The sequence below is a fragment of the Gemmatimonadaceae bacterium genome (assembly GCA_019637445.1).
Classification (GTDB): Bacteria; Gemmatimonadota; Gemmatimonadetes; order Gemmatimonadales; family Gemmatimonadaceae; genus Pseudogemmatithrix.
The window spans coordinates 472,209-495,217 of sequence record JAHBVS010000002.1 but is presented as its reverse complement, the minus strand read 5'-3'; the positions used below and the strand labels follow the sequence as shown (position 1 = coordinate 495,217).

Sequence of the window (23,009 nt, the reverse complement as noted above, 5' to 3'; positions counted from 1 at the left end):
CGCGCCAGCCAACGCGCCGACGTTTGCGAAGATGCCTGTTTCGACCACTGCGCCGACCCGTGCGCACTCACAGGCGGATCTCTTTCGCCTCGTCGCCGGCCTTGTAGATGTGCTCCAGCAGCTTGTAGACCCGGATCTGGTCCTTCGGCGGCTCGTACTTCGCCTCGCCGCTGATCACGGCGAGGAAGTGCGCCAGCTCGGCGCGGTACGACTGCACCGTGGCCGTGTCGCGCTGCGCCGCACCACCCGGCGCGACGTCCATCGGCTGACCGTGCATCGCCTTGGAGATCCGCAGCGGCGCGAGACGGCCGCTGCCCTGCGTGCCGACCACCTCGAACCACCAGCGGTCTTCATCGCCGACGTAGTTCCAGCGCGTGTCGATGGTGACCGTGAATCCGCCCTGACACTCGATAAACACCAGCGCGGCGTCCTCGACGGCGTTCGCGCCGCGCCCGCGCTCGAGCGCGGTGCTCACGCGCACAACGCGCGGGAAATCGGTGAGCCAACCGGCCAGGTCCAGCAACGGGAGCCCAAGCTCGAAGAAGGCTCCACCTCCGGCCTCGGCGCGGCGCTGCCGCCAGTTTGCCTGCGGACCGCGACGACGATATGCGCCGGCGCGCACGGCGACGAGCTTGCCCAGCTCCCCACCGCGCAGGAAGGCGTCGAGCGTCTGTGCGTCGTGCCGGAAACGATGGTTGTTGGCCACCATCACCCGCCGATTCGCCTTCTCCGCAGCCGCGATGATGCGCTCGACCCCGCGTGCGCTCAGTGCCAGCGGACGCTCGCAGAGCACGTGCTTCCCCGCGCGCAGCGCCGAGAGCACGTGCACCTCGTGCAGGTGGTTCGGCGAGCAGATGATGATCGCCTCGAGGCCCTCGATCTCCAGCAGCTCGTCGATGTCCGTGCACCAGTTGCGCACGGAAAAGCGCTGGGCGATGCCGCGCGCCTTGGCCGCGTCGTTGTCGCAGACCGCCGCGATCGCGGCGCCGCGCATCCGGCTCAGCACCGGCAGGTGGGCGGTCTGGGCGATCGCACCGAGTCCGAGCACGCCGAAGCGCGCGGACTGGCGGGAGTTGGTGGGCGAGGGGGTGGGCGGCACGGAAGCGGGGGCTACAGGACGATCTGGCTGCTGCGGAGCGGGGCGACGCTGGTACCCGGGAAGTAGGTGCGGAGGATCTGCGCGGCCCCTTGGCCGGCCCGCGCGCGTCCGATCGCTCCCCACTGACACATCCCGACACCGTGTCCGAACCCGTTGCCCCGGAGGAGTGCACGTTCGATGCCACCCGAGGCAGACGGCGTGATGGACACAGAAAAATAGGAGCTGGGCATCAACTCGCCAGCAGTGGTGCGCAGGACGGAACGGGCGGTGTTGCCGCGTAGCTCGAAGGTGCCCCGCGCCGTCCGAAAGGCGACCACGTCGGCGCGGCCGCTCGCGGTGCGGCGCACGATGCGCACGTCGCGCACGTCGCCGGGCCCGCCTGGCGGCACATCCGTGTAGCTGCCGAGGTAGCGCGCCACGACTTGGTTCAGGTCGGGGCCGCTCAGTGTGCGCTCCCAGTAGAAGCGCGGGGCGATGTCGCAATAGTAGCGGTTCCGCGAGCCAGGAATGCGATCGCTGACGCGTCGCAGGTACGGATGCGGGGTCTGCCACACCTCCTCGGCTCCAGCCGTCTCGCCACCGCAGGTGCTGTGGTAGGGCGCCTCGATGACGCGACCGCCGTACGTCAGCACCAATCCAGCCGTCGCACGCACGGCGGCGCTGGCGTTCGGCTGCTCGGCGTCGGCGCCGCCGTAGACCTGGTCCGACGTCGTGCCGACCAGGTCGAAGTGCGGGGATCGGCCCCGTCCGTTGCGCGCGGCGTTGAGCCGGATCACGGTGAACGAACGCGCGGCGATGGCCTGCGCTTCGAGTGCCGCGCGCTCGGCGGTAGGACGTTCGCCGAGTTCGAGTGGCACGACGCCGAGCAGGTAGTCCTCGAGCGCGATGACGTTGACGACCAGCACGCCGGTGTCCGTCGGGATGGCCTGCAAGCTGCCGCGATAGGACTTGCCGCGAAAGCGCACGAGTCCGCCGCCATTTGCAGCGCGGGGCGACGGCGCCTCGGCAGCCGGCACCGTGGCCAGGGCGATGCGGATCTCGGGTCCGGGACCACCGGCGGCCCGCGGAGTATCGCTGCGCGGGCCCGGAATGCAGCCGCTGAGTGCGAGGAGCGCGCCTGCCGCCAGCCAGACCGCAGCGCGTCGACCGCCGTGCAAGCCGAGCTCGACGCCGTGCCGTACGCCGCCATCACGGTCGGCGCGGCGGCGGCTCACCGGCCGAAGCTCCCGACCGACGTGGCGATGAGCGGCAGGCTGCGGGACTTCGCGGCACTCGGCGCGGCCGCGGGGGCTGGCGGCCCAGTCAGCGTGCGCTGGTAGGTCGCGTGGAAGTCGTAGTCGTCCACGACGGCGGTGACTTCGACCTCGACGATGCTTCCGGCGGGAGCGTCGGTATCGACCCAGGTGAGGCCGTCGATGTCATCGGCCTGCCAGGGAAGCCGCGCGCGCGCCGGCGTGTCCGCCGTGCCCGCGGCCTCGACCAGCGCCGGCGCCATCTGCCCGATGCGCGACTCATAGCGCTCAGCCGTGATATGACGCTGGAGTTCCTGTACCGCTTCCAGGCGTTCGCGCTTCACGGTCTCCGGCACATCGTCGTGCATCGCAGCGCCGCGCGTACCCTCCTGCGGCGAGTACGTGAAAACGCCAACGCGCTCGAACTGGATTTCCTGCAGGAAGTCGATCAACTGCTGGAAGTCGTCCGCCGTCTCACCGGGGAAGCCGACGATGCAGGTCGTGCGGATGGCGACGCCGGGCACGGACTCGCGGAAGCGCGCGACCTTCTCGCGGGTCGTGCGCTGGCGCTCAGGGCGGCGCATCCGCTCCAACACCGCGTCTGACGCGTGCTGGATGGGCATGTCGAGATACGGCTGGATGCGCGGTTCGCGCGCGATGACCTCGAGCAGCTTGGGCGTGATGCCCGCCGAGTAGAGGTACATGTTGCGGAACCAGGGAATCGACGTCTCGGCGACGAGTCGTTCGAGCAGCTCCGGCAGGCGCACGTTGAGGTCGCGGATGTCGCGGCCGTAGTGCGCGAGGTCCTGCGCCACGAGGTTCACCTCGCGTGCACCCTGCAGCTCGAGCAACTGCGCCTCGCGCACGATCTCGTCGGGCAGGAAGGAGCGGTGCTTGCCGCGCATCAGCGGGATGGCGCAGAAGGCACAGCCGTGGTCGCAGCCCTCGCTGACCTTGAGGTAGCGCACGAAGGGCGTGTCGCCCGAGTGGACGCGCACCCCGGGATGCTGCGTGATGGGATCGCCCACGAGCCCGCGCTCGCGCAGCTTGGGCAGCAGCAGGTCGGACTCGGAGGCGCCGAGGAAGAGATCGACCTCCGGCAGTGCCTCGGCGAGCTCTGACTTGTGGCGCTCGACCATACACCCGACGGCAACGACGGCCTGCGCACTGCCCTTCCCCTTCAAGCGCCCCGCCTCGACGATGGCGTCGATGCTCTCGCGCTTGGCGGCATCAATGAAGCCACAGGTGTTGACGATGATGATCTCGGCGTCACCGGCGTCGGCCACGGGCTCCGCGCCGTGGTCGAGCAGCTGCGCGAGATAGCGCTCGGAGTCGACGGTGTTCTTGTCGCAACCGAGGGTGACGACCTTCACCCTCACCGATAGTTCCCGAACTGGAGGGCGACGCCGAAGTCCTGCGACTTGCAGAAGCCGATGACGGCCTGGAGCTCGTCGCGGCTGGGCGCGGTGACGCGCACGGTATCGCCCTGGATGGAGGCCTGCACCTTCTTGAACTTCTCGGCCTTGATGGCAGCGACGACCTTCTTGCAGGTCTCGCCGTCGAGCGACTGCTTGAGCTTCACGTCGCGATGCCAGGTGTCGCCGCCGCCGGGCGTGGGCTCGCCGGCGTCGAGGTTGGCCACGGGCACGCCACGCTTGATGAGCTTGGACTGCACGATGTCCCACATCGCGCGCAGGCGCATGTCGGTGTCGCTGGAGATCTTGATCAGCCCCTCGGCGCGCTTGAGCTCGACGGTCGCCAGCTTGGCGTCCTTGAAGTCGTAGCGCTGCGCGATCTCCTTGGACGCCTGGTTGACGGCGTTGTCGACTTCCTGCAGGTCGACGGATGTGGTGATGTCAAAGCTTGCGTCTTTGGCCATTGCGTTGGGCTGGCTCTTGGTTCTTGGCGGCTGGGATCTGTGCTTGGAAAGTAAGTGCAATTTGCCACAGAGGCACAGAGACACAGAGGGTTGAGCCCGCCCCGTCGCCTCCGTGCCTTCTTTCTTTGGGAACTGAAGGGGGCTCGGCGGACTGATCTGTCCGCCGAGCCCCCTAAGAAGTTGCCGTTGGATCAGACACAGAGGCCAACGCGCGCCTCGACCCCTCTGTGTCTCTGTGCCTCTGTGGCAAAAACTCGCCACACCGACCCCAGCCCTACTCTCCCAAATAGGACTCCAGCGCCCGAGCCCGCGACACGTGCCTCAGGCGGGAGAGCGCCTTTTCCTTGATCTGACGCACCCGTTCGCGGGTGATGTTGAGGACGGCACCGATCTGCTCGAGGGTCATGGGCTCCGAGCCATCGAGGCCGAAATACAGGCGGAGGATCTTGGACTCGCGCTCCTTTAGGCCCGCGAGGGCCTCGTGCACCGAGTCAATCAGCGCTTTGTCAAAGACTTCCTCGTCCGGCGATGCGCTCTCGGTGTCGGGGATGTAATCGAGCAGGCGGTTGTCCTCGCCCGGCGCCATCGGGGCGTCGAGCGAGAGGTGCGTCTGCGAGATCGCCATCGTCTTGGCGACCTCCTCCTCCGTGATCTCCATCCCGTCGGCGATCTCGGCGTGCGTGGCCTCGCGGCCCAGCTCCTGCAGCAGCGCGTTGGCGCGTTTGCCGATGCGGTGCAGCGTGCCGGCACGGTTGAGCGGCACGCGCACGATGCGGCTCTGCTCGGCGAGGGCCTGCAGGATGGCCTGGCGGATCCACCACACCGCGTAGGAGATGAACTTGATGCCCTTCGTCTCGTCGAACTTGTGGGCCGCGCGGATGAGGCCGAGGTTGCCCTCGTTGATCAGGTCGGAGAGGTTCACGCCCTGGTTCTGGTATTTCTTGGCGACGCTGACGACGAAACGCAGGTTGGAGCGCACCAGTGTGTCGAGGGCTTCCTGGTCGTTCTTGCGGATACGCTGGGCGAGGCGGACTTCCTCCTCGCGGGAGATCAGCGGATAGACGCTGATATCGCGCAGGTATTGATCGAGCGAGCCTTCCTCGAACGAATGCCGTTTGTGCTGCGCTCCGGCCATATCCTCCCCAGGGGTCGGCGATGCCTCGTCCGTGCCGGCGGAATGTGCAGACGGGGACTGCGCTGCGGAAGCACCCCCGACGTCACACCGTTAGCGAATCAACTCTCCCAGTCGCTGCCAACGCACCCGCGTCAACCAATCGAAGGATTGCACGCTGTCGGGCTCGTAGCTGTAGTAGACGAACAGCGGGCTGCCACGCACCAACGAGTCGGGCACGAAGCCCCAGTAGCGGCTGTCGAGAGAATTGTCGCGATTGTCGCCAAGCACGAAGTAATGCCGCGGCGGGACGACCAGCGGTCCCCAATCATTGCGGCTGGGATTGTATCCCTGCGGGCTGCGCGCGGGCACGAGGAAGTCGCGCTGCCAGCGGAACTCATCGCCCGCTCCGTCGCGCAGGAAGGGCGAGCGCACGGCATACGGCTCGCGCTGCTCGACGCCGTTGCGCCAGAGGATGCCGGCGCGCATCTCGACCGTGTCCAGCGGCAGGCCGACGAGGCGCTTCACGAAGTTCTTCTCGGGATCCTCTGGCCACTGGAACACCACGACGTCGCCGAGACCCGGTTGGCGCACCGCCGGCAGCTGCTTGCGGAGGAACGGCACCTCGGCGCCATACACCAGCTTGTTCACCAGCAGGAAGTCGCCGACGAGCAGCGTGCCTTCCATGGAGCCCGAGGGGATCTTGAACGCCTCCACGAGGAAGGCGCGCACGAGCAGGAAGAGGATGATGGCGAGCTGGACGGACTTGGCCCACTCCCAGGCCCAGCGGAAGGAGCGACGCGGGCGGGAGGCGACGGCCGTCGGCTGTCCATCGCCCACCACCGTGCCGAGCGAGGCGGTGCCGTCCGTCTCAGGCGATACAACCGGCAGGGACGCCTCCGTGCCGACCGACAGCCGCTGCGCTTGCTGCAGCTCCTCGGTCGGCACCTCTGTCTGCTGCTCGCGCTCGGAACTCGGTTCGGTCATAGGCTCCCCGGCACTCCCTCTGGGAAATACACCGCACAGGGCGTGCCGGGCAAGCCGCTCAGCGCTGCGCGGCGCGGTCCGCGCCCCGAGGCGCGGACTCGCAGGTTCCCATCGGCGCTAGTAGTTGTCGATCTGCGCCCGCTGGAGCACGCCGCTGAAGTCCACGTAGCCGACCTTGGTCTCCGAGTAGAACTCGTAGACTTCCCAGCCGCCCTCGCGATGCCCGTTGCCCGTGGCCTTCACTCCACCAAACGGCATGTGCGCCTCGGCCCCGATGGTCGGGGCGTTCACGTAGGTGATGCCGTTGTCGAGCTCCGACAGCGCGCGGAACGCGAGGTTCACGTCCTGCGTGTACAGCGACGACGATAGCCCGTACTTGACGCCGTTGTTGATGCGGAACGCTTCATCCGCGTCCTTCACGCGGATCACCGAGAGCACCGGACCGAAGATCTCCTCCTGCTCCAAACGGCTGCCGGCCTTCACGTCGGTAAAGATCGTGGGCTCGAAGAACCAGCCCTTGTCGAGCCCCTTGCCGGTCGCACGCTGGCCGCCGAGCGCGAGCGTGGCGCCCTCGGAGAGCCCGATCTCCACGTAGCGCTGCACCTTGGACAGGCTCTCGGCGTGGATCAGCGGACCCACATCCGTGCCCTGCTTGCGCCCGTCGCCGAGCACGAGGGCCTTGGCGCGCGTCTTGAGCATCTCGACGAACTTGTCGTGGATGCCGTCCTGCAGGATGAGCCGGCTGGTGGCCGTGCAGCGCTGGCCCGTGGTGCCGAAGGCGCCCCAGAGCACGCCGTCGAGCGCGAGCTCGAGCTTGGCGTCGTCGAGCACGATCTGCGCATTCTTGCCACCCATCTCCAGCGACAGCCGCTTGTGCAGGCGGCCGCAGGTCTCGCCGACCTTGCTGCCCGTCTCCGTCGAACCGGTGAAGGAGACCAACGCGACGTCTGGGTGCTCGACGATCGCCTTGCCCACGGCGCCATCGCCGTGCACGAGTTGGATGACCTCGGGTGGCAGGCCGGCCTCGAGCAGGATCTCCACGAACACGTGGCCGGTGTGCGGCACGTCCTCGGCGGGCTTGAACACGACCGCGTTCCCGCAGACCAGCGCGGGGAAGATCTTCCAGGTCGGGATGGCGAGCGGGAAGTTGAACGGCGTGATGATGCCGGCCACGCCGATGGGGCGACGGTAGGACATCGCCCACTTGTCGCGCAGCTCGCTGGGGACGGTGTGGCCGAAGAGGCGGCGGCCCTCGGTGGCCGCGTAGAAGGCCGTGTCGATGCCTTCCTGCACGTCGCCGCGGGTCTCGGCCAGCGGCTTGCCCATCTCGCGGGTCATCAGGTCCGCGAGTTCATCCTTACGGGCGATCATGATCTCGCCGACGCGGCGTAGCACGTCGCCGCGGGCGGGAGCCGGCGTGCGGCGCCAGCGCTCGAAGCCTTCGCGGGCGGAGGCCACGGCGCGGGCGACATCATCGGCGCCGGAGAGCGGGAAGCGGCCGATCAGGTCTGACGTGTCGGCCGGGTTGCTATTGTCCTGGTACTTGCCGGTGGACGGCTCGACCCACGCCCCGGCGATATGGTTCTTGAAGGTCTGCATCCTGAAAACTACCTCAGGTGACGCCCCGGCTGCGCCGATGCGACGCCTGCACCCTGCCCGCGCCGCCAGTAAATGGGCAGGCCTCGTCCTGACTTACGCCTCGCAGGACCAGGTGGCGGGATGATCGGCGGTGGGAATCGCGTAGCCGATGCGCGGCAACACATCCAGCGAGGCGAGCACCAGGCCCCAGAGCACGAGCAGGAGCGAGAGCACGTGCGCGCGACCCGCGCGATGCCGGAACGTCCACACCGCAGACCACGCACCGCTCACGACCACGGTGCCAACAGCGCCGAGGTAGGCTGCGAGCCCGAGGCCACAGCGCGCCGTATAGGGCCAGAACACGATACCCACGCCGACCGCGACCGCGAGCATCAATCGCAGGTACACGCCGAAGCCCGTGGTCTGCGGCGCCGGCAAGCCCAGCGGTCCCGTGGCCACGGGCGCCGCCGCGCGCGGCGCGCCAGCCGACGCTGCGGCCTGCGGGGCCGGCGCGGCGCCGGCCGGCGGTGCCGGCCGCGACGACTCCTTGGCCATCGCCGCGTCGATCTTCTTCAGTTCGGCATCCCAATCGCGATCGCTCATCCCTGCTCCCGCGCCAATCCGTGGCGCTCGATCTTCTTGTAGAGGTTCGACCGCGGCATCTCCAGCACGCGCGCCGTCTCGGCCACGTTCCATTCGTATTCGCGCAGCTTGGCGGAGAGGAATGCCCGCTCCGCCGCGAGCTTGAACTCCTCAAAGGTCTTGCACTGCTCCAACGCGCCGAGTCCGCCGCTGGCGTCGCCGGCGCGCACGCCGACCAGTTGGTCCACGTCGCTGCGGGTCACGCGCGTGCCGCTGGCGAGGATCAGCAGGCGCTCGACGGTGTTGCGCAGCTCGCGCACGTTGCCAGGCCAGTCCAGCGCAGCAAGGCGTTCCATCGCCGTCGCATCCACGGTACGCGGCGGCAGGCCACTGTCCACGGCGAGACGCTCGAGGAAGTGCTGCACCAGCATTGGGATGTCATCGCGGCGCTCGCGCAGCGGCGGCACGGTGATCGGTACGACGTTCAGGCGATAGTACAGGTCCTCGCGGAAGCGCCCCTCAGCGATCTCCTCCTCAAGACGCTTGTTCGTCGCGGCGATGACGCGCACATCCACCTTGCGCACCTTCTGCCCGCCGATGCGCGTGACTTCGCCCTCCTGCAGCACGCGCAGCACCTTGGCCTGCGCCGCCAGCGACATATCGCCGATCTCGTCGAGGAACAGCGTGCCGCCATCGGCCTGCTCGAACTTGCCGGCGCGGTCCTGCACGGCACCGGTGAACGAGCCCTTCATGTGGCCGAAGAGTTCGCTCTCGATGAGTTCGGACGGGATGGCCGCACAGTTGACCTCGATGAACGGTCCCTTCACCCGCGACGATTCCTTGTGGATGGCGCGCGCGACGAGTTCCTTGCCCGTGCCGTTCTCGCCGGTGATGAGCACGCGTGCCGGCGTGGCCGCCACACGGCGGATCTGCTCGACAAGCCCACGCACCGCGCTGGAGGCGCCGACGATCTCGCCGTGGCGTTCCACGGTCTGGCGCAGCCGTTCGTTCTCCTCGCGCAGCTGCACCGTGCCGATGGCGTTGCGCAGCGTGACGAGGATGCGATCCGTGTCGAGTGGCTTCTCGAGGATGTCGTAGGCGCCGGCCTGCGTGGCGGCGACGGCGTCGCTGAGCGTGGCGTGGCCGGAGATCATCACGACCGTGGCGGCGGGATCGAGCGTGCGCAGCCGCTTCAGCGTCTCGAGGCCATCCATCCCTTCCATCTTCACGTCAAGGAAGACGAGCTGCGGCCGCCATTCCTCGTAGGCCGAGAGTCCCTCGCGGCCGCTGGCCACGGCGCGCACGTCGTAGCCCTCGTACTCGAGCAGCTGGGCGAGGGCGGCGCGGATGCCCGCCTCATCGTCCACGATGAGCACACGGCGACTCACGCGGAGCTTGCCTCCGCAAAGACGACCCGCACGCCGGGCGCCACGTACAGGCCGACGTCGGGAAGCTCAGGCGCCTTCACCTCGATCTCGCCGGCCTTCTTCTCGAAGTAGGCCTTCACCTTTGGCATCCAGAGCTCGCGGAAGTGCCAGAGCAGCGCGCCGGCAATGAGGAGGACGGCGGCGGTGACGATGCGACCGATGCAGCCGAAGACCATACGCTAGGGAGTCCCGGTGATGCCGGCGAGCACATTGAGGGCGCCCGACCGGTAGGTGGTGAGTTCGACCTGCGTGTAGCCGACGGCGCGGACGGCGGCGTCGAGCGCATCACGCGCCGCTCCTACCGCAAAGGCCGCCTGCTCGTCCCGCGAGAGTTCTACGCGCGCGGTGTCACCAAAGTGTCGGACGCGGAGGTCGCCGCTGATGCCGAGCGCCCGCAGCGCCGCCTCGGCGCGCTCCACCTGCTGCAGCCGCTCCGGCGTGACCGCCGTGCCGTACGGCAGCCGTGACGACAGGCAGGGCGATGACGGCTGCGCCCAGGTGGGCAGGCCGCGCGCCTTGGACAACGCGCGAATGTCCGCCTTGGTGAATCGGAGTTCCGCGAGCGGCGACCGCACCCCGCGTTCGCGCGCCGCCTGTGCCCCGGGCCGATGGTCCTTGAGGTCGTCGGCGTTGCTGCCGTCCACGACAACGCGCATCCCCCGTGCGTCTGCGATCGGCGCCAGGCGCGACCAGAGCTCGGTCTTGCAGAAGTAGCAGCGGTTGGTCGGATTCGCGGCGTAGCGCGGGTCCGACATCTCGTCCGTGTCCACTTCGAGCACGGGGACGTCGAACTGTTCGGCCACCGCGCGCGCCGCTGCCCATTGCGCCGCTGGATAGGACGCGCTGCGCCCGATCACGGCCAGCACGGCCTCGCGCCCCAGCGCCTCGCGCGCCACGACCGCGAGGTATGCCGAGTCCACGCCGCCCGAGAAGCCGACGAGCAACGATCCCTGTGCGCGGCACCAGCCCAGCAGCGCCTGTTCCTTGTGCCGCGGCACGGCAGGCGTTGCTGCGGCAGCGCCGGCCGACGCCTGTTCAGCGGCGCGCGAGCGCGAGGAGATCTCGGCGAAGGTGTCGGGATGGCGATCCGTCATCTCGGAGCGAAAGCTAGTGGCGCGCCGATCCGTCCGTCGCTCCGGGACCGCGCAGGATCTGTCCCGGCTTGGCGCCCGTGTGCGCGCCGCCGCGCCACACCGGCACCCCGTTCACGATCGTGGCCGTCACGCCGACGGAGAGTTGGTGCGGCTGCTCGAAGGTCGCGCGGTCGCCGACGGTCGCGGGATCGAAGACGACGACGTCCGCCATCATCCCCTCCGCGAGGACGCCGCGATTCGCGATCCCGAGCCGACGTGCAGTTGCCGAAGTCATCTTGCGGATGGCGTCCTCGAGCGGGATCACCTGCTCGTCGCGCACGTAGCGGCCGAGGATGCGCGGGAAGGTCCCGTACGAACGGGGATGCACGAGGCCGGCATTCGCGCTCGGCGTCACGCCGCCGGCGTCGGTGCCGATCTTGATCCAGGGTTGCTGCAGGTTGAGCGCGACGTTCTCCTCGCTCATCAGGAAGTAGATCGTCTCCACGCGGCTGCGTTCGGCGGCGATCAGGGTGAAGGCGGCCTCGATCCAATCCGTCCCGCGCGCGGCGGCGATCTGCGAGAGGCGCTGGCCGCCGTAGCGCCGCAGCGAGTCCACGCTGAGCCGTGCGATGAGCACGTTGTCGATGCCGCCGAGCTCACAGAGGTTTTCCCACGCGGAGGTGGGGCGTTCGATCTCGGCGCGGATGCGTGCGCGCTCCGCGGGGTCGGCGAGCCGCTGGAAGAGGCGATTGTCCTCCTGCGCGGCGGGGGGCAGGCAGGACGTCAGCCCGGTGCCGCCCGCCGTGTACGGGTACACGTTGGCCTGCACGTCCAAGCCCTGCGCGCGTGCGGCGGCGATGCGGGCGATGCTCTCCGGCCCCTTGGGCCAGTTGCGACGTCCACCGGCCTTGAGATGGTAGATCTCGACCGGCACGCCGGCGTCGCGCCCGATGGCAATGGCTTCATCCACCGCCTCGAGTAGTTGATCGCCCTCGGAGCGCATATGCGTGACGTAGAGGCCGCCGTAGGGGCGCATGGCTTGCGACACCGCCGTGAGCTCCGCCGTGTTGGCGAACACGCCAGGAGGATAGATCAGCGCGGTGGCCATCCCGAACGCGCCATCCTGCATCGCGCGTTCGAGGGCGCCACGCATCTCGGCCAGCGCGGCGGAGTCGGCGGCGCCGGCGCGCGCACGCATGCCGTAGGCGCGGATCGTGCTGCCCCCGACGAAGGAGCCGATGTTCACGGACATCGTGCGTGTCTCGATGTCCGCCAGCCAGTTGCCGAAGCCGTGCGGCTCCGCGAAGCGCTGCTGCTGCGCGTTGGCATTGGCGGCGAGGTTCCGCGCGTTCAGCGGCGCTGGCGTGCTCCCCTCACCGAGGATTTCGGACGTGATGCCCTGCGAGACCTTGGAGACCAGCCGCGAGTCGCCATAGAGCAGTGCGAAGTTGGATTGGCCCTGGATATCGATGAATCCTGGCGCGACGACCATCCCGGTGGCGTCGATGGTGTCGCGCGCGACGATGCCCGTGAGCACGCCGCGCGGCGCGATGCGTGCGATGCGGTCGCCGCGAATGACGAGGTCGCCGTAGAACCAGGCGGCGCCGGTGCCGTCGACGATGCGACCGTTGATGATGAGGAGGTCGGCGGGGGCATCCTGGGCCGCGAGTTCGGCGGGTTCGGCGAGCTGGACGAGCGCGGCGAGTTGGAAGAGCGCGGCGAGCTGGACGAGCGCCGGGAACTGCGCGGCGGCGACGGAAGGCAGGGCGCGGCGGACGATTGCGCGGAGTCTCGATGGCATTTGCAGGGGCTCGGTGACAGTCGGCGCGGAACATACCCGCGAGCGACGGTCGACGGCGAGCGCGAGAGCTCGGCGTCCCGGAGCTATGGACTGTCCTGCGCGTCGGGCAGCATCGCCCCACAGGGTTCGTGCCTGTCGTTCAGACCCTTCGTGTCCCGGAATCCGCGCCGCGAAACAGCAACGCTTCCGCGATGGAATCGGCCGAGACGGCCGCCTCTCCGCCGAGATCCGCGACCGTGCGCGCGACGCGCAGGACGCGATGGTAGGCGCGGGCGGAGAAACGGAGGCGCTCCGCAGCCTCCGTGAGCAGCGCTCGTGCTTCGGCCGAGAACTCGCCGTGCTGCTGCAGCCATCTGCCGGGCGTCTCGGCGTTCACGCGTACGCCGGGCAGCACGCTGTAGCGGTCGGCCTGCCGCGCGCGCGCCGCAGCCACACGCAGGCGAATGCGGGCGCTGGTCTCCTCGGGCGATCCCGTGGTGGCCCCGAGCGCGGCGAGCGCCACTGCCCCGATGCGCACGTGCAGGTCCACCCGGTCCGCCAGTGGGCCGGAGAGCCGCGCCCGATAGCGCGCGATGTCTGCAGCCGAGCATCGGCAACGGCCGCTGGCGTCCCCATCGTGGCCGCAGGGACAGGGATTGGCCGCCCCAACCAACTGAAAGCGCGCCGGGAACACCACCGACTGCGACGCGCGCACGATGGTCACCCGCGCGTCCTCCAGCGGCTGGCGCATGGCATCGAGCACGTAGCGTGGAAGTTCGAGCAGTTCATCGAGGAAGAGCACCCCGCGGTGCGCGAGTGAGACTTCCCCGGGCCGCGGGCCGGGTCCCCCGCCAATGAGCCCGGGCAGCGAGATCGTGTGGTGCGGGGCGCGGAATGGCGGCGTGCGCGACGGGATGCGGTCCGTCGGCAGTATTCCTCCCACCGAGTGCACCGCGACAACTTCGAGCAGGGCGTCGTCATCTAGGGGAGGCAGGATGCCGGGCAACCGGCGGGCGAGCATCGTCTTCCCTGCACCGGGCGGGCCGATGATGAGGAGGTTGTGCCCACCGGCCGCGGCGATCTCCAGCGCGCGCTTGGCCAGTGGCTGTCCGACAACCTCGCTGAAACAGGCCTCGAGTCCGGATGCAGCCGGCGGCGCGGGAGTCGTTGCGTCGGGCAGGCTGCCGCGGCGCAGTTGCACCACGAGCCGGTCCAGCGAGTCGGCGGGTGCCAGTCGCACGTCGCGCAGAAGGCCAGCCTCCGCGGCGTTGGCCGCTGGCAGCACGAGCGCGCGCGACCCTGCGCCACGCGCGGCGCGCGCCAGTGGCAAGGCACCGCGAATCGGACGGATGCTCCCGTCGAGTCCCAGCTCGCCGGCCACAAGCAGGCCCTCTACTGCGGCGGCCTCGAGCTGCCCGCTGGCGACCAGCACTCCGAGCGCGATGGGCAGGTCGAAGGCCGTGCCGTCCTTCCGTATGTCGGCCGGTGAGAGGTTCACGGTCCAGCGCCTTGGCGGCAGGACGAAGCCGGCGTTCACGAGCGCCGCGCCGACGCGCTCACGGGCCTCCTTCACGCTGCCCGATGGGAGCCCGACCATTGTCCACCCGGGCAGGCCAGGGGCGGCGTCCACTTCGACCGTGACGGCGTAGGCTTCGACCCCGAGCACGGCGGCGGATTGGATGGCGGCGAGCATGCGCGACGATAGGCCGCCCGCGAGGGCAGCCCGACACCGCAATACCGCGCGAGGCCGCGCCACGTTGCGGTGTAGGAACGAGCCATCCCGGCTGAGCCGCCAGCAGCGCGGACGCGGGTTCATCGCCTTATCATTCCGACTATGCGGCCACTGCAACTGGCACTACTGCTGCTCGGACTCGCCGCCTTGGCCAACTCGCAGCCGGCGGGCGCACAGGTACGTGGGCAACCGCGACAGGCTCCGCGGGACACGGCCACGACGCCGACGCCAGCACCGGCGCGTGCTGGCCAGCCTCGCGAGCGCCCAGCCAAGGTCGAATCTCCGCCACTTGCTGCCGGCACCTTCATGGCCACGCGCATCGACCGCGAGCAGCTGCCGCTCAAGGACGAGGTGGTGGACGAGGAAGGGACGCTGTACCTGATCGAGTTTGACCGCCTGGTCCTCTCGTTGCGCGACGACGCGACCTTCCGCGCCTCGGTACGCTTCCGGCGCACGCTGTTCGCGAAGGATCCGCGCGGCCGCTCCCGACCGACGCCGCTGCAAAACATGACGGTGACGGGCACCTACGTCGTGCAGAACGGCGAGATTCGCTTCACGCCCGATGCCTCCGACGAAACGAAGGGCCTGCGGATGCTGGCAGGTACGGTCCGTAGCGCCGCTGAACTCGAGATCCCCTTCCACTACCGCAACGGCACGCGTGATCGCGATCGCGTGCTGGTGATGGCCCGCCGCGACGACATCCTTTGAGCCCGATGCGACATCTCCTTGCCTTCCCGCTCATCCTTGTGCTGGCCGCCTGCGCCGGCAGCACCGCCTCGACCCCGATGCCCGCTCCGGCAGTGCCCACCTTCCAGGCCGGCGTGGTGCCAGACTCATTCGTCCTGCGCCTCGCGACGACGAAGGGCGACATCGACGTGATGCTGCGTCGGCACTGGTCGCCGAACGGCGTGGGCCGCGTGTACGAAGCCGCCTTTGCGAACTACTACGACGGCGCGCGCTTCTTCCGCGCGATCCGCGGCTTCGTGGTGCAGTTCGGCATCGCCGCCGACCCGGCCGTGAGCGCGAGCTGGCGGGAGCGGCGCATCCCCGACGACACGGTGCGCGAGAGCAACCGCCGTGGCACGCTGGTCTTCGCCGCCGGTGGCCCGGACACGCGCACGACGCAGCTGTTCTTCAATCTCCGCGACAACGCGCGCCTCGATGCGATGGGCTTCGCCCCGTTGGGCGAGATCGTCGCTGGCCTCGAGGTGCTGGACCAGCTCTTCACGGGCTACGGTGACGGGTCCGCGGCGCCGCGTCAGGACCGTCTTGGTGCAGAGGGCGAAACGTACCTGGCTGCGGAATTTCCCTTGCTCGACAAGATCAACTCAGCCCGCGTCGTGCGCACATTCGGGCCTGACGCGCCGTAAGGACGGATTCGTGCGCTGAGTTTTTTTGCCACAGAGGCACAGAGACACAGAGATGTCGGGACGGGTCGCGGGCCTCTGTGTCTCGTCAACCTGCAACTTTGAAGGGGGCTCGGCGGACAGATCTGTCCGCCGAGCCCCCTTGTAGTTCCAGAGAAAGAAGACAGGGAGGTGTCGGCTCGCACCGAGGCCCCCTGTGTCTCTGTGCCTCTGTGGCAAACCTCAGCGCACAGATCCCAGCCCCACCTACGCCCGCTGGAGCTTCTTCCGCTTCGCCGCGGCGCGGCGCTGCTTGGCGCGCGCTTCCTCGCGCTGGCGGGCCTCGAAGGTCGCGATGGGCTCCATGATCGAGCCGCGACACTTGGCCGTGCCGCAGAGGCACTTGTACATCTTCTCGTCCGCCTCCGTCTCGTCGCCGCTGCGCTCATAGGCGTAGTCGTAGTGCAGTTCCTCACCGAGGGCGATGTCCTGGATCGCCGAGATCCACACGCGACCGCGGACGATCTCCGTCTCGCAGTTTGGGTCGCAGGAGTGATTGATGAAGCGCGCCTCGTTGCCGCCGTGCGTCGCGTCGATCACCGTGCGGTTGGACACCGTGAAGAGGAAGGTGTGGTGCTCGTCCATCGACTCATCGTCGTAGCGACGGTCGGCTTCCTCGTGGGTGATGCGCTCCCCCGTGTACTCGATGATGCGCTCGCCCTGCTTGATGGGGCGGGTGGCAAAGGCACCGCGGCCGGCGATGGCCGAGTTGCGGACTTCAAAGGCAAGAGATGACGTCGACATGGCGCGCAATCTAACCGCGACGCCAAGCGGCTAGCGCGGGACCAGCGGCAGGGCGATCTCCATCCCCAGGTACCAGTTCCGCAACGGCGCCGGCTCGAGCACACGCCCGCCGAACCCGTTGAGCGTCACCGCGCCCACGTAGGCCGTGTTGAGGGCGTTCTGCACCGACGCGAAGGGCTCCAGGCGCCATCCATTCCACCAGCCCGTGTACGCCGCGCGGATGTTCAACTGCCCCGCGCCCCAGCCGTCCACCGGCACGAGGTTGCGGTCGTCCCCGAACATCTTGGCCTGCGTGGAGTGGTCCACGTCCAGCGTGGCGGCGCCGAGGGTGGCGCGTGCCCCGAGGCGCAGGCTCTGCCGCGGTACGCCGGCGAGGAAGTTGCCATCGAGCGTGTCCGTGGTCGTGGCATTCAGCGAGATCACGTAGTCGGTGAAGCGATAGTCCGCCCAGGTCCAGGCCGCACGCAGCTCCAGCCAGGACCGCGCCTGCGTGACCACACCGAGCTCAACGCCCCGGTTGCGCGTCTGACCGGCGTTGCGGAAGTAGGCGCGGCCGTCCGTCTCGAGGAACTGCACGATGGCGTCCGTGGCATCCACCTGGAACACGGCAAGTTCGTAGCTGCTGTGGCTCCCGATGCGACCGCGCGCGCCGACCTCCACCGTCCGCAGACGCTGCGGTCCGAGCGTGGGATTGAATCCGCCGGCACCATCAGGGCTGGCGTTCAACTCCGTCGTGGTCGGCGTCTCAAATGCCGTGGCGATGTTCGCGTAGGGCACGAAGGCGCGGGAAACACGGAGCGCCGCGCCCACGTGGCCGCTGGCCGCTGTCATCGTGCGGTCGCCGGTATCGTCGGTGCCGTCGGCCAGGAAGCGGTCCTGCACGGAGAAGGCGAGGTGATCGTAGCGGACGCCCGCGCTGGTGGTGAGGCGCGGCGTCGGCTCCCATTGTGCCTGGACGAAGGGGCCAAGGTTGAGCACGGTCTCGCCCTGGTGCACCAACAGGGTGTCGTTGGGCCCGCTGGGACGCCCACCGGTGGCGGCCTGGTTGAGCCGTACGTCGTGGGAGCGCTGCACGTCGAGTCCGGTGGAAACGCGTAGCGGGCGCGCGCTGCCGAGCGACCGTGAGAGGTCCGCGCGCAATCCGGTGACACGCCGGTCCAGCTGGTTGTAGGTGCCGTTCGGATTCGAAGGACTGCCCGAACCTCCAGGCGGCGTCACGGCCAGCGCGTTGTAGACGAAGCGCCGCTGCCCATACAACACCGTGCTCCACTCGCCGCGCGCCAGCGCCCCACGCAGTCGAACCGACGCGTAGCGTTGCGAGACCTCACGACTGGCACCGCGCGTGACGTTGCCCAAAGCCGCGGTGTCCGGATTCGCGTCGTACTCCGCCGCCGTCAGCGCACCAGGATTCAATGCCTTCGGCACCTCGGCGGCCCCGCCACGCAATTGGAGCGTAAGCCGGTCCGAGAGCGCGTAGTCGACGGCGCCGAGCAACTGGCGCGTGTCCGCGGTGCTGTACTGCCGGAAGCCCTCGAAGGTGGTACGCGAGGCCGAGAGCATGCCGACGGCGCGACCAGCGCGCCCGTGCACCCGCGCCTGCGTCTTCTGCAGCCCGAACGAACCCGTGGTCTGCCGCAACGTGAGACCGAGCGGATCAGGCGAGCGGAGGTCCGTCGTGAACGCGATCACGCCGCCGGAGCCATTGCCATAGAGCGAACTCGCGGATCCGCGCAACACCTCGACCTTGTCGATCACCGCCAGGTCCACGTTGGTCAGCTGGCTTTGGCCGTCGGGCAGCGATTGCGGCACGCCGTCGAGCAGCACCTTGATGCCGCGCAAGCCGAAGTTTGCGCGCGAGCCGGCGCCGCGGATCGAGACGCGTTGATCGAGGGCGAAGTTGTAGCGGTTCGCCACGACGACGCCGGGGATGTTGGCCAGCGCCTCGTCAATGCCTACCGTGGCCTGTGCGCGGCGCAGCTCGACCGCCGACTGGCTCCCCACCGCCCAGGGAAGGCGATCCAGGCGGGCATCGCTGCGGGCGACGTCAATCCGGACGGCCTCCAGCGCCTGCGCAGACGAGTCCGGCACCGCGCGGCGCGTGGAATCAGCCTGGGCCGCAAGACCGATGGGAGCCAGCGCCGCAACGAGGAGGGCCGCGGCCGCCCGGGAGGCGGCGGCTCGCGAGGACGCGATTGGGCCGGCGGCGGCTCGAATGGCGTCGATGCCGGCTAGGCTCTGTGCGTTGTTCACGCCGTGTACAGTACCGCCCGTGCTGGCGGGCGTCTATTCACACTGTAGGTTCAACGGGTTCGCCCCAGCCAATGAACCCTCGCAGCCACCCCCCCACCGCCGACAAGGTCGTCGCGTCACTCGCCGCGTGGCGACGGCGTTTGCTGTTCACGGTGGTCTCGCTTGGCGTGGCGGTAGTACTGGCGTTCACGTTTGAGCGCATGGCCTCCGCCGACACGGAGCATTCGTCTGCGGTGCTGCGCGAGGCCAGCCACGCGCAGCGGATGCTGCTGAGCGCCAACTTCCTCGCACAGATCCTGCAGGCGGGAATCCCGGCACACCAGGCGTCGGACCCTGCGGCGCTCGTGGACACCGTCCACGCGGCGGTCGCGACCCTGCGGGCAATGACGGCCGACAACCCGCGGGCGCAACTGCGACTGGACTCGCTGCAGCGAGCGATGCAGCGCTGGGACACCCTCTTCATCGGGCGGGTGCGCGACGGGGAGCCGCCAACCTCAAGCCGCAGCCTCCGCGGGCTGCTGGAATTCGACCGCCTGTCCCGACAGCTCGACACCTTCATTGCCGAGGAGTACCGGCTGGAGGCCGAGCGCCTCGCCCGCCGGTCGCAGGTGCTGTGGACGGCCTTCACGCTCGTCATGCTTCTGATTGTCGGCGCCGGCTTCGCGAGCCAGCGCCTGACCTCCACGTTGGCGCGCGATGCCGAGACCGCCGCCGAGCAGCAGCACTTCATCGAGGAACAGGCCACGGAGCTTGAACAGCAGGCCTTGGTCCAGGAGGAGCAGGCCGCACAGCTCGAGGAGCAGGCCACGGCCCTGCGCGAGCGGGTGGCCGAGCGCGAGGACGCGAATCGCCAGCTGCGCGACACGACGGTGTTCCTCGACTCGGCCCTTGAAAGCGCGCCGATCGGCATCGCCTTCTTCGACCGTTCCCTGCGCTACCACCGCGTGAACTCCGCCCTTGCCACGATCAACGGCATCACCGCCGAGGAGCACCTGGGGCGCACGCTGGAGGAGATCGTGCCGGACCTCGCGGGCAAGACGCGACCGGTGATGGAGCGCGTGCTGGAGAGCGGGGCCTCGGTATCCGGCCTGATCCTTCACGGCGCCACGAGCGCACACGACCGCACGAGGCGCCGCTTCAGCGCCACGTTCTATCCCATCGCGCGGGCGGACGAGAAGCCGGTGGGCGTCGGCGTGATGGTCGTGGACACCACCGAGCAGCACCAGCTGGAGACACAGCTGCGGCAGTCACAGAAGCTGGAAGCAGTGGGTCGACTCGCCGGCGGCGTGGCCCACGACTTCAACAACGTGTTGACCGTGATCCAGAGCTACGCCGAGGTGCTGGCGATGGAGCTGGAGCTTGACGGCCGCGCGGTCGAGGAAGTGACGGCGATTCGCGCGGCCGCCGACCGGGCCGCCGCCCTGGCGCGGCAGCTGCTGGCCTTCAGCCGTCGCGACGTGATCATCCCGCGTGATGTGGACGTAGCCGCCGTGATCACCGGGATGGACCTCATCCTGCGCCGGCTGCTGCGGCAGGGTGTGGAGCTTCGCGTGCTCTTGGCCGACGAGTCCTTCACCGTGCGGATGGACGCCGGCCAGCTCGAGCAGGTCGTGATGAACCTCGCCATCAATGCCGTGGATGCGATGCCCAAGGGCGGCACGCTCACCATTCGCACGCTAACCGACGAGCTGCCGGAAGGCTCAGCCGTGGCCATCGAAGTCGAGGACACGGGTTCGGGGATGTCGGCCGAAGTCCAGGAGCGGCTGTTCGAGCCTTTCTTCACGACGAAGCCGACGGGACAGGGTACGGGCCTCGGGCTGGCGACATCCTACGCCATCGTCCGCGAGGCGGGCGGCGTGATCAAGGTGGACAGCAAGGTCGGCGTGGGTTCGCGCATTCGCGTGCTGCTGCCCCGGATGGTCGCGGGCAGCATCGCCGATCCCGCGCGGCGGCTCTCGCCGGCGTATGGGCTCCCGGCCGCGCGCGACGGCGAGCGCATCTTGCTGGTCGAGGACGAGCCATCCATTCGCGCGGCGCTGTCGCGCATCCTGCGCGGGGCGGGCTATTCCGTGCTCGAGGCTGGCGACGGCGGCGAGGCCCTGCGTCTGGCGCAGAACGACAGCGACCTCATCCACCTGCTGCTGACCGACGTGATGATGCCGGGCATCGGCGGCAAGGAACTGGTGCAGCGCCTCCGGGCCACACACCCGGACACGCGGGTCATCATGATGTCGGGCTACACCGACGACGCGGACCTGCGTGAATCGCTCGGCAGCGCGCAGTTCACCTTCCTGCAGAAGCCCTTCGCCGCGCGTGCCGTGCTCTCGGCCGTGCGCGACGCCCTGCTCCCCAGCGCCTAGGGCGCAGCGCTGGGCCGCGCGCGAAACGCGGCCCCGAGGCGTCGCAACGAGCGCCACACGACATTCCCGGCCCGGCGCTGCTCGCGCATCACGTCACGCACGGTCGTGCGCCAGGCGGCGCGCATCCGCTCGGCGTCGGCGTAGCGCGCCTTCGGGTCGGGCGACAGCGCGCGGTCCAGCCAGCGGGCGAGCGCGTCGGGGAACTGATCGAGGTCGGCGCGCCGCGCCAGCTGCGCCGCGAGGATGGCGCGCCCGTCCTCGCCCTCGAAGGGCACCTTGCCCGAGAGCGCGAAGATCACGATGGCGGCCACGGCGAACAGGTCGGTCCCGACGCCCTGCTCCTCGCCCAGTAGTTGCTCCGGCGCGGCGAAGGCGGGTGTGCCCGAGGCACCGGCGACCTGTGAACCCAGGGCGTTCGCGATGCCGAAGTCGGCGACGCGCCAGCGCCGGTAGCGATCGATCAGGATGTTCTCGGGCTTGAGGTCGCGGTGGATGATCCCAGCCTGATGCGCCACGGCGAGGCCATCCAGGATGGCATCCACCTGCGGCGCGATTTCCTCGAAGGGCCGTGGGCCTGAGCGCTTCACCAAGTCGGCGACGGAGCCCTCTTCCTCGAGCTCCATGATGTACCAGTTCACGTCGCCCTTGTTGTCCCAGGCGAAGATGGGCACGATGGCCGGATGCTGGAGCTGTGCGGCCAGCTGCGCCTCGCGACGGAAGCGCGCCACCGCCACGGCGTTCCGAGCGACGACCGGATGCAACATCTTGAGCGCGACCTCGCGTTCGAGCGAGAGGTCTCGCACGCGCCACACGGAGCCGTAGGTGCCGTTACCCAAGGGCGCGAGCACCTCGTAGTCGTCGCCCGTGGCCCAGCGGAGGCGGTCCTCCTCGGACACCGCAACGTGTTCGCCGCTAGCCTGCTCGGTGCCCGGGAACGCCAGCGCCGCCGTCCCGGAAATGCGCTCGATGCGCCGGAGCATCCCCGCCACCGATGCGAAACGTTCTGACGGCGATTCGTGCAGCAGCTTGTCCACAAGCTCTGCCACCGTCGCCGGCGTCTCCGGCCGCGCGATGCGGATCGGCGGCACGGCGCCTGCCTCGGGCACCTCGCCCGTCAACAGCGCAAAGGCCAGCGCGCCCAGCTGCCACTGGTCGGACTCAGGGGTCGAGCGCCAGTTGCCGCGCCATTCGGGCACCTGCGGGTTCCAGGCCGTGTGCGGCTCCAGGCCCTGCGGGCGCTCGGTGGCCGGCACCGCCCACTGCCAGCCCAGCAGCCAGATGCGGCCCGTCGGCGTGAGGTAGACCGACTCCGGTGACACCGCGCCGTGCACGCCGCCCGAGTCGTGCAGGTACGCCAGCGTGGATCCGATGGCGCGCAGCACGCGCAGCGCGAAGGGCACCGTTTCCGGCCCGTTGCGCCGCAGGCGCTCGCCGACCGTCTCGCCGGAGATCCAGCGCCGCAGGTAGCCGGGTCCGCGCCGACTCCCGACGTGCTGCTGCCAGAAGTGGTAGGTGGTCGGGATGCTCGGATGGTTGCGGTGCGCGAGGTGCCGCGCCTCGGCGAAGAGCCAGGGATGGTGCGTCGGGTCCGGCGCCGTGACCAGCGCCAGCGAGCGGCCGAGGGCATCGATCACCTCGTGCGCGTGGCGATGCGGCGTGTACACGCCCTCGTTCCCCCAGCGCCAGTCCGGAGGCAACTGCCATCCGTCGAGGTGCGGCGGAATTCCGGTCGAGTGACGGTTGGGCGTCGCGGACTCGGCGGTGTTCAT

Annotated in this window: 19 protein-coding genes; 3 read left to right on the top strand and 16 right to left on the bottom strand. The window is 69.3% G+C overall.

Annotated elements, in window-relative coordinates; genetic code table 11:
• Positions 1-67 precede the first annotated feature (67 nt).
• From KF709_12285 to KF709_12225, 13 genes are all read right to left on the bottom strand, one after another.
• Entirely contained in the window at positions 68-1,099 is a 1,032-nt protein-coding gene (locus KF709_12285) for a Gfo/Idh/MocA family oxidoreductase (protein MBX3175187.1), read from the bottom strand.
• A gap of 11 nt (positions 1,100-1,110) precedes the next feature.
• Positions 1,111-2,313 carry a SpoIID/LytB domain-containing protein gene (locus KF709_12280; protein ID MBX3175186.1) on the bottom strand — a complete coding sequence of 401 codons (1,203 nt, stop codon included), beginning with the start codon at positions 2,311-2,313 and terminating at the stop codon, positions 1,111-1,113.
• A complete protein-coding gene (gene rimO / locus KF709_12275; GenBank protein ID MBX3175185.1) occupies positions 2,310-3,704 on the bottom strand; it encodes a 30S ribosomal protein S12 methylthiotransferase RimO in 1,395 nt (464 codons plus the stop codon). The genes KF709_12280 and rimO overlap by 4 nt, the downstream gene beginning before the upstream one ends.
• A 2-nt stretch (positions 3,705-3,706) precedes the next feature.
• Positions 3,707-4,210 (bottom strand): YajQ family cyclic di-GMP-binding protein, encoded by a 504-nt coding sequence (locus KF709_12270; GenBank protein ID MBX3175184.1) that lies wholly within the window; start codon positions 4,208-4,210, stop codon positions 3,707-3,709.
• Between the two features lie 274 nt (positions 4,211-4,484).
• Positions 4,485-5,345 carry a sigma-70 family RNA polymerase sigma factor gene (locus KF709_12265; GenBank protein ID MBX3175183.1) on the bottom strand — a complete coding sequence of 287 codons (861 nt, stop codon included), beginning with the start codon at positions 5,343-5,345 and terminating at the stop codon, positions 4,485-4,487.
• A gap of 90 nt (positions 5,346-5,435) precedes the next feature.
• Positions 5,436-6,308, bottom strand: coding sequence for a signal peptidase I (gene lepB / locus KF709_12260; protein MBX3175182.1), 873 nt, complete (start codon positions 6,306-6,308; stop codon positions 5,436-5,438).
• 117 nt (positions 6,309-6,425) lie between these two features.
• Positions 6,426-7,907 carry an aldehyde dehydrogenase family protein gene (locus KF709_12255; GenBank protein MBX3175181.1) on the bottom strand — a complete coding sequence of 494 codons (1,482 nt, stop codon included), beginning with the start codon at positions 7,905-7,907 and terminating at the stop codon, positions 6,426-6,428.
• Between the two features lie 93 nt (positions 7,908-8,000).
• A complete protein-coding gene (locus tag KF709_12250; GenBank protein MBX3175180.1) occupies positions 8,001-8,489 on the bottom strand; it encodes a hypothetical protein in 489 nt (162 codons plus the stop codon).
• Entirely contained in the window at positions 8,486-9,856 is a 1,371-nt protein-coding gene (locus tag KF709_12245; protein MBX3175179.1) for a sigma-54-dependent Fis family transcriptional regulator, read from the bottom strand. The genes KF709_12250 and KF709_12245 overlap by 4 nt, the downstream gene beginning before the upstream one ends.
• On the bottom strand, positions 9,853-10,071 hold the full coding sequence (locus KF709_12240; protein MBX3175178.1) for a hypothetical protein: 219 nt from the start codon (positions 10,069-10,071) through the stop codon (positions 9,853-9,855). The genes KF709_12245 and KF709_12240 overlap by 4 nt, the downstream gene beginning before the upstream one ends.
• A gap of 3 nt (positions 10,072-10,074) precedes the next feature.
• Positions 10,075-10,989: an ATP-dependent sacrificial sulfur transferase LarE gene (larE, locus tag KF709_12235; protein ID MBX3175177.1), complete on the bottom strand. Its 915-nt coding sequence runs from the start codon at positions 10,987-10,989 to the stop codon at positions 10,075-10,077.
• Between the two features lie 13 nt (positions 10,990-11,002).
• Positions 11,003-12,769 carry a D-aminoacylase gene (locus KF709_12230; GenBank protein ID MBX3175176.1) on the bottom strand — a complete coding sequence of 589 codons (1,767 nt, stop codon included), beginning with the start codon at positions 12,767-12,769 and terminating at the stop codon, positions 11,003-11,005.
• A gap of 139 nt (positions 12,770-12,908) precedes the next feature.
• Entirely contained in the window at positions 12,909-14,441 is a 1,533-nt protein-coding gene (locus KF709_12225; GenBank protein ID MBX3175175.1) for a YifB family Mg chelatase-like AAA ATPase, read from the bottom strand.
• A 141-nt stretch (positions 14,442-14,582) separates the two neighbouring features.
• Here KF709_12225 and KF709_12220 point away from each other — a divergent pair, with 141 nt between their 5' ends.
• Together KF709_12220 and KF709_12215 are read left to right on the top strand one after the other, a co-directional pair.
• A complete protein-coding gene (locus tag KF709_12220; protein ID MBX3175174.1) occupies positions 14,583-15,188 on the top strand; it encodes a hypothetical protein in 606 nt (201 codons plus the stop codon).
• A gap of 5 nt (positions 15,189-15,193) precedes the next feature.
• The gene (locus KF709_12215; GenBank protein ID MBX3175173.1) at positions 15,194-15,850 is read left to right on the top strand and encodes a peptidylprolyl isomerase; all 657 of its coding nucleotides are present in this window, start codon (positions 15,194-15,196) and stop codon (positions 15,848-15,850) included.
• Positions 15,851-16,093: 243 nt separating this feature from the next.
• Here the strand turns inward: KF709_12215 and KF709_12210 are convergent, their stop codons facing one another.
• Both KF709_12210 and KF709_12205 read right to left on the bottom strand, forming a co-directional pair.
• Positions 16,094-16,630, bottom strand: a complete 537-nt coding sequence (locus tag KF709_12210) for an SET domain-containing protein-lysine N-methyltransferase (protein ID MBX3175172.1) — start codon at positions 16,628-16,630, stop codon at positions 16,094-16,096.
• Between the two features lie 30 nt (positions 16,631-16,660).
• On the bottom strand, positions 16,661-18,880 hold the full coding sequence (locus KF709_12205; protein ID MBX3175171.1) for a TonB-dependent receptor: 2,220 nt from the start codon (positions 18,878-18,880) through the stop codon (positions 16,661-16,663).
• Positions 18,881-18,951: 71 nt separating this feature from the next.
• Here KF709_12205 and KF709_12200 point away from each other — a divergent pair, with 71 nt between their 5' ends.
• Positions 18,952-21,240, top strand: a complete 2,289-nt coding sequence (locus KF709_12200) for a response regulator (protein ID MBX3175170.1) — start codon at positions 18,952-18,954, stop codon at positions 21,238-21,240.
• Here KF709_12200 and KF709_12195 read toward each other — a convergent pair.
• Complete coding sequence (locus tag KF709_12195; GenBank protein ID MBX3175169.1) at positions 21,237-23,009, bottom strand: protein kinase; 1,773 nt, start codon at positions 23,007-23,009, stop codon at positions 21,237-21,239. The two genes, KF709_12200 and KF709_12195, sit on opposite strands and share 4 nt — an antisense overlap.

Coding starts and splice junctions, on each gene's coding strand:
- KF709_12270 (MBX3175184.1), bottom strand. CDS start 4,210: ATGGCCAAAGACGCAAGCTTTGACATCACCACATCCGTCGACCTGCAG.
- KF709_12265 (MBX3175183.1), bottom strand. CDS start 5,345: ATGGCCGGAGCGCAGCACAAACGGCATTCGTTCGAGGAAGGCTCGCTC.
- lepB (MBX3175182.1), bottom strand. CDS start 6,308: ATGACCGAACCGAGTTCCGAGCGCGAGCAGCAGACAGAGGTGCCGACC.
- KF709_12255 (MBX3175181.1), bottom strand. CDS start 7,907: ATGCAGACCTTCAAGAACCATATCGCCGGGGCGTGGGTCGAGCCGTCC.
- KF709_12250 (MBX3175180.1), bottom strand. CDS start 8,489: ATGAGCGATCGCGATTGGGATGCCGAACTGAAGAAGATCGACGCGGCG.
- KF709_12240 (MBX3175178.1), bottom strand. CDS start 10,071: ATGGTCTTCGGCTGCATCGGTCGCATCGTCACCGCCGCCGTCCTCCTC.
- larE (MBX3175177.1), bottom strand. CDS start 10,989: ATGACGGATCGCCATCCCGACACCTTCGCCGAGATCTCCTCGCGCTCG.
- KF709_12230 (MBX3175176.1), bottom strand. CDS start 12,769: ATGCCATCGAGACTCCGCGCAATCGTCCGCCGCGCCCTGCCTTCCGTC.
- KF709_12225 (MBX3175175.1), bottom strand. CDS start 14,441: ATGCTCGCCGCCATCCAATCCGCCGCCGTGCTCGGGGTCGAAGCCTAC.
- KF709_12220 (MBX3175174.1), top strand. CDS start 14,583: ATGCGGCCACTGCAACTGGCACTACTGCTGCTCGGACTCGCCGCCTTG.
- KF709_12215 (MBX3175173.1), top strand. CDS start 15,194: ATGCGACATCTCCTTGCCTTCCCGCTCATCCTTGTGCTGGCCGCCTGC.
- KF709_12210 (MBX3175172.1), bottom strand. CDS start 16,630: ATGTCGACGTCATCTCTTGCCTTTGAAGTCCGCAACTCGGCCATCGCC.
- KF709_12200 (MBX3175170.1), top strand. CDS start 18,952: ATGAACCCTCGCAGCCACCCCCCCACCGCCGACAAGGTCGTCGCGTCA.
- KF709_12195 (MBX3175169.1), bottom strand. CDS start 23,009: ATGAACACCGCCGAGTCCGCGACGCCCAACCGTCACTCGACCGGAATT.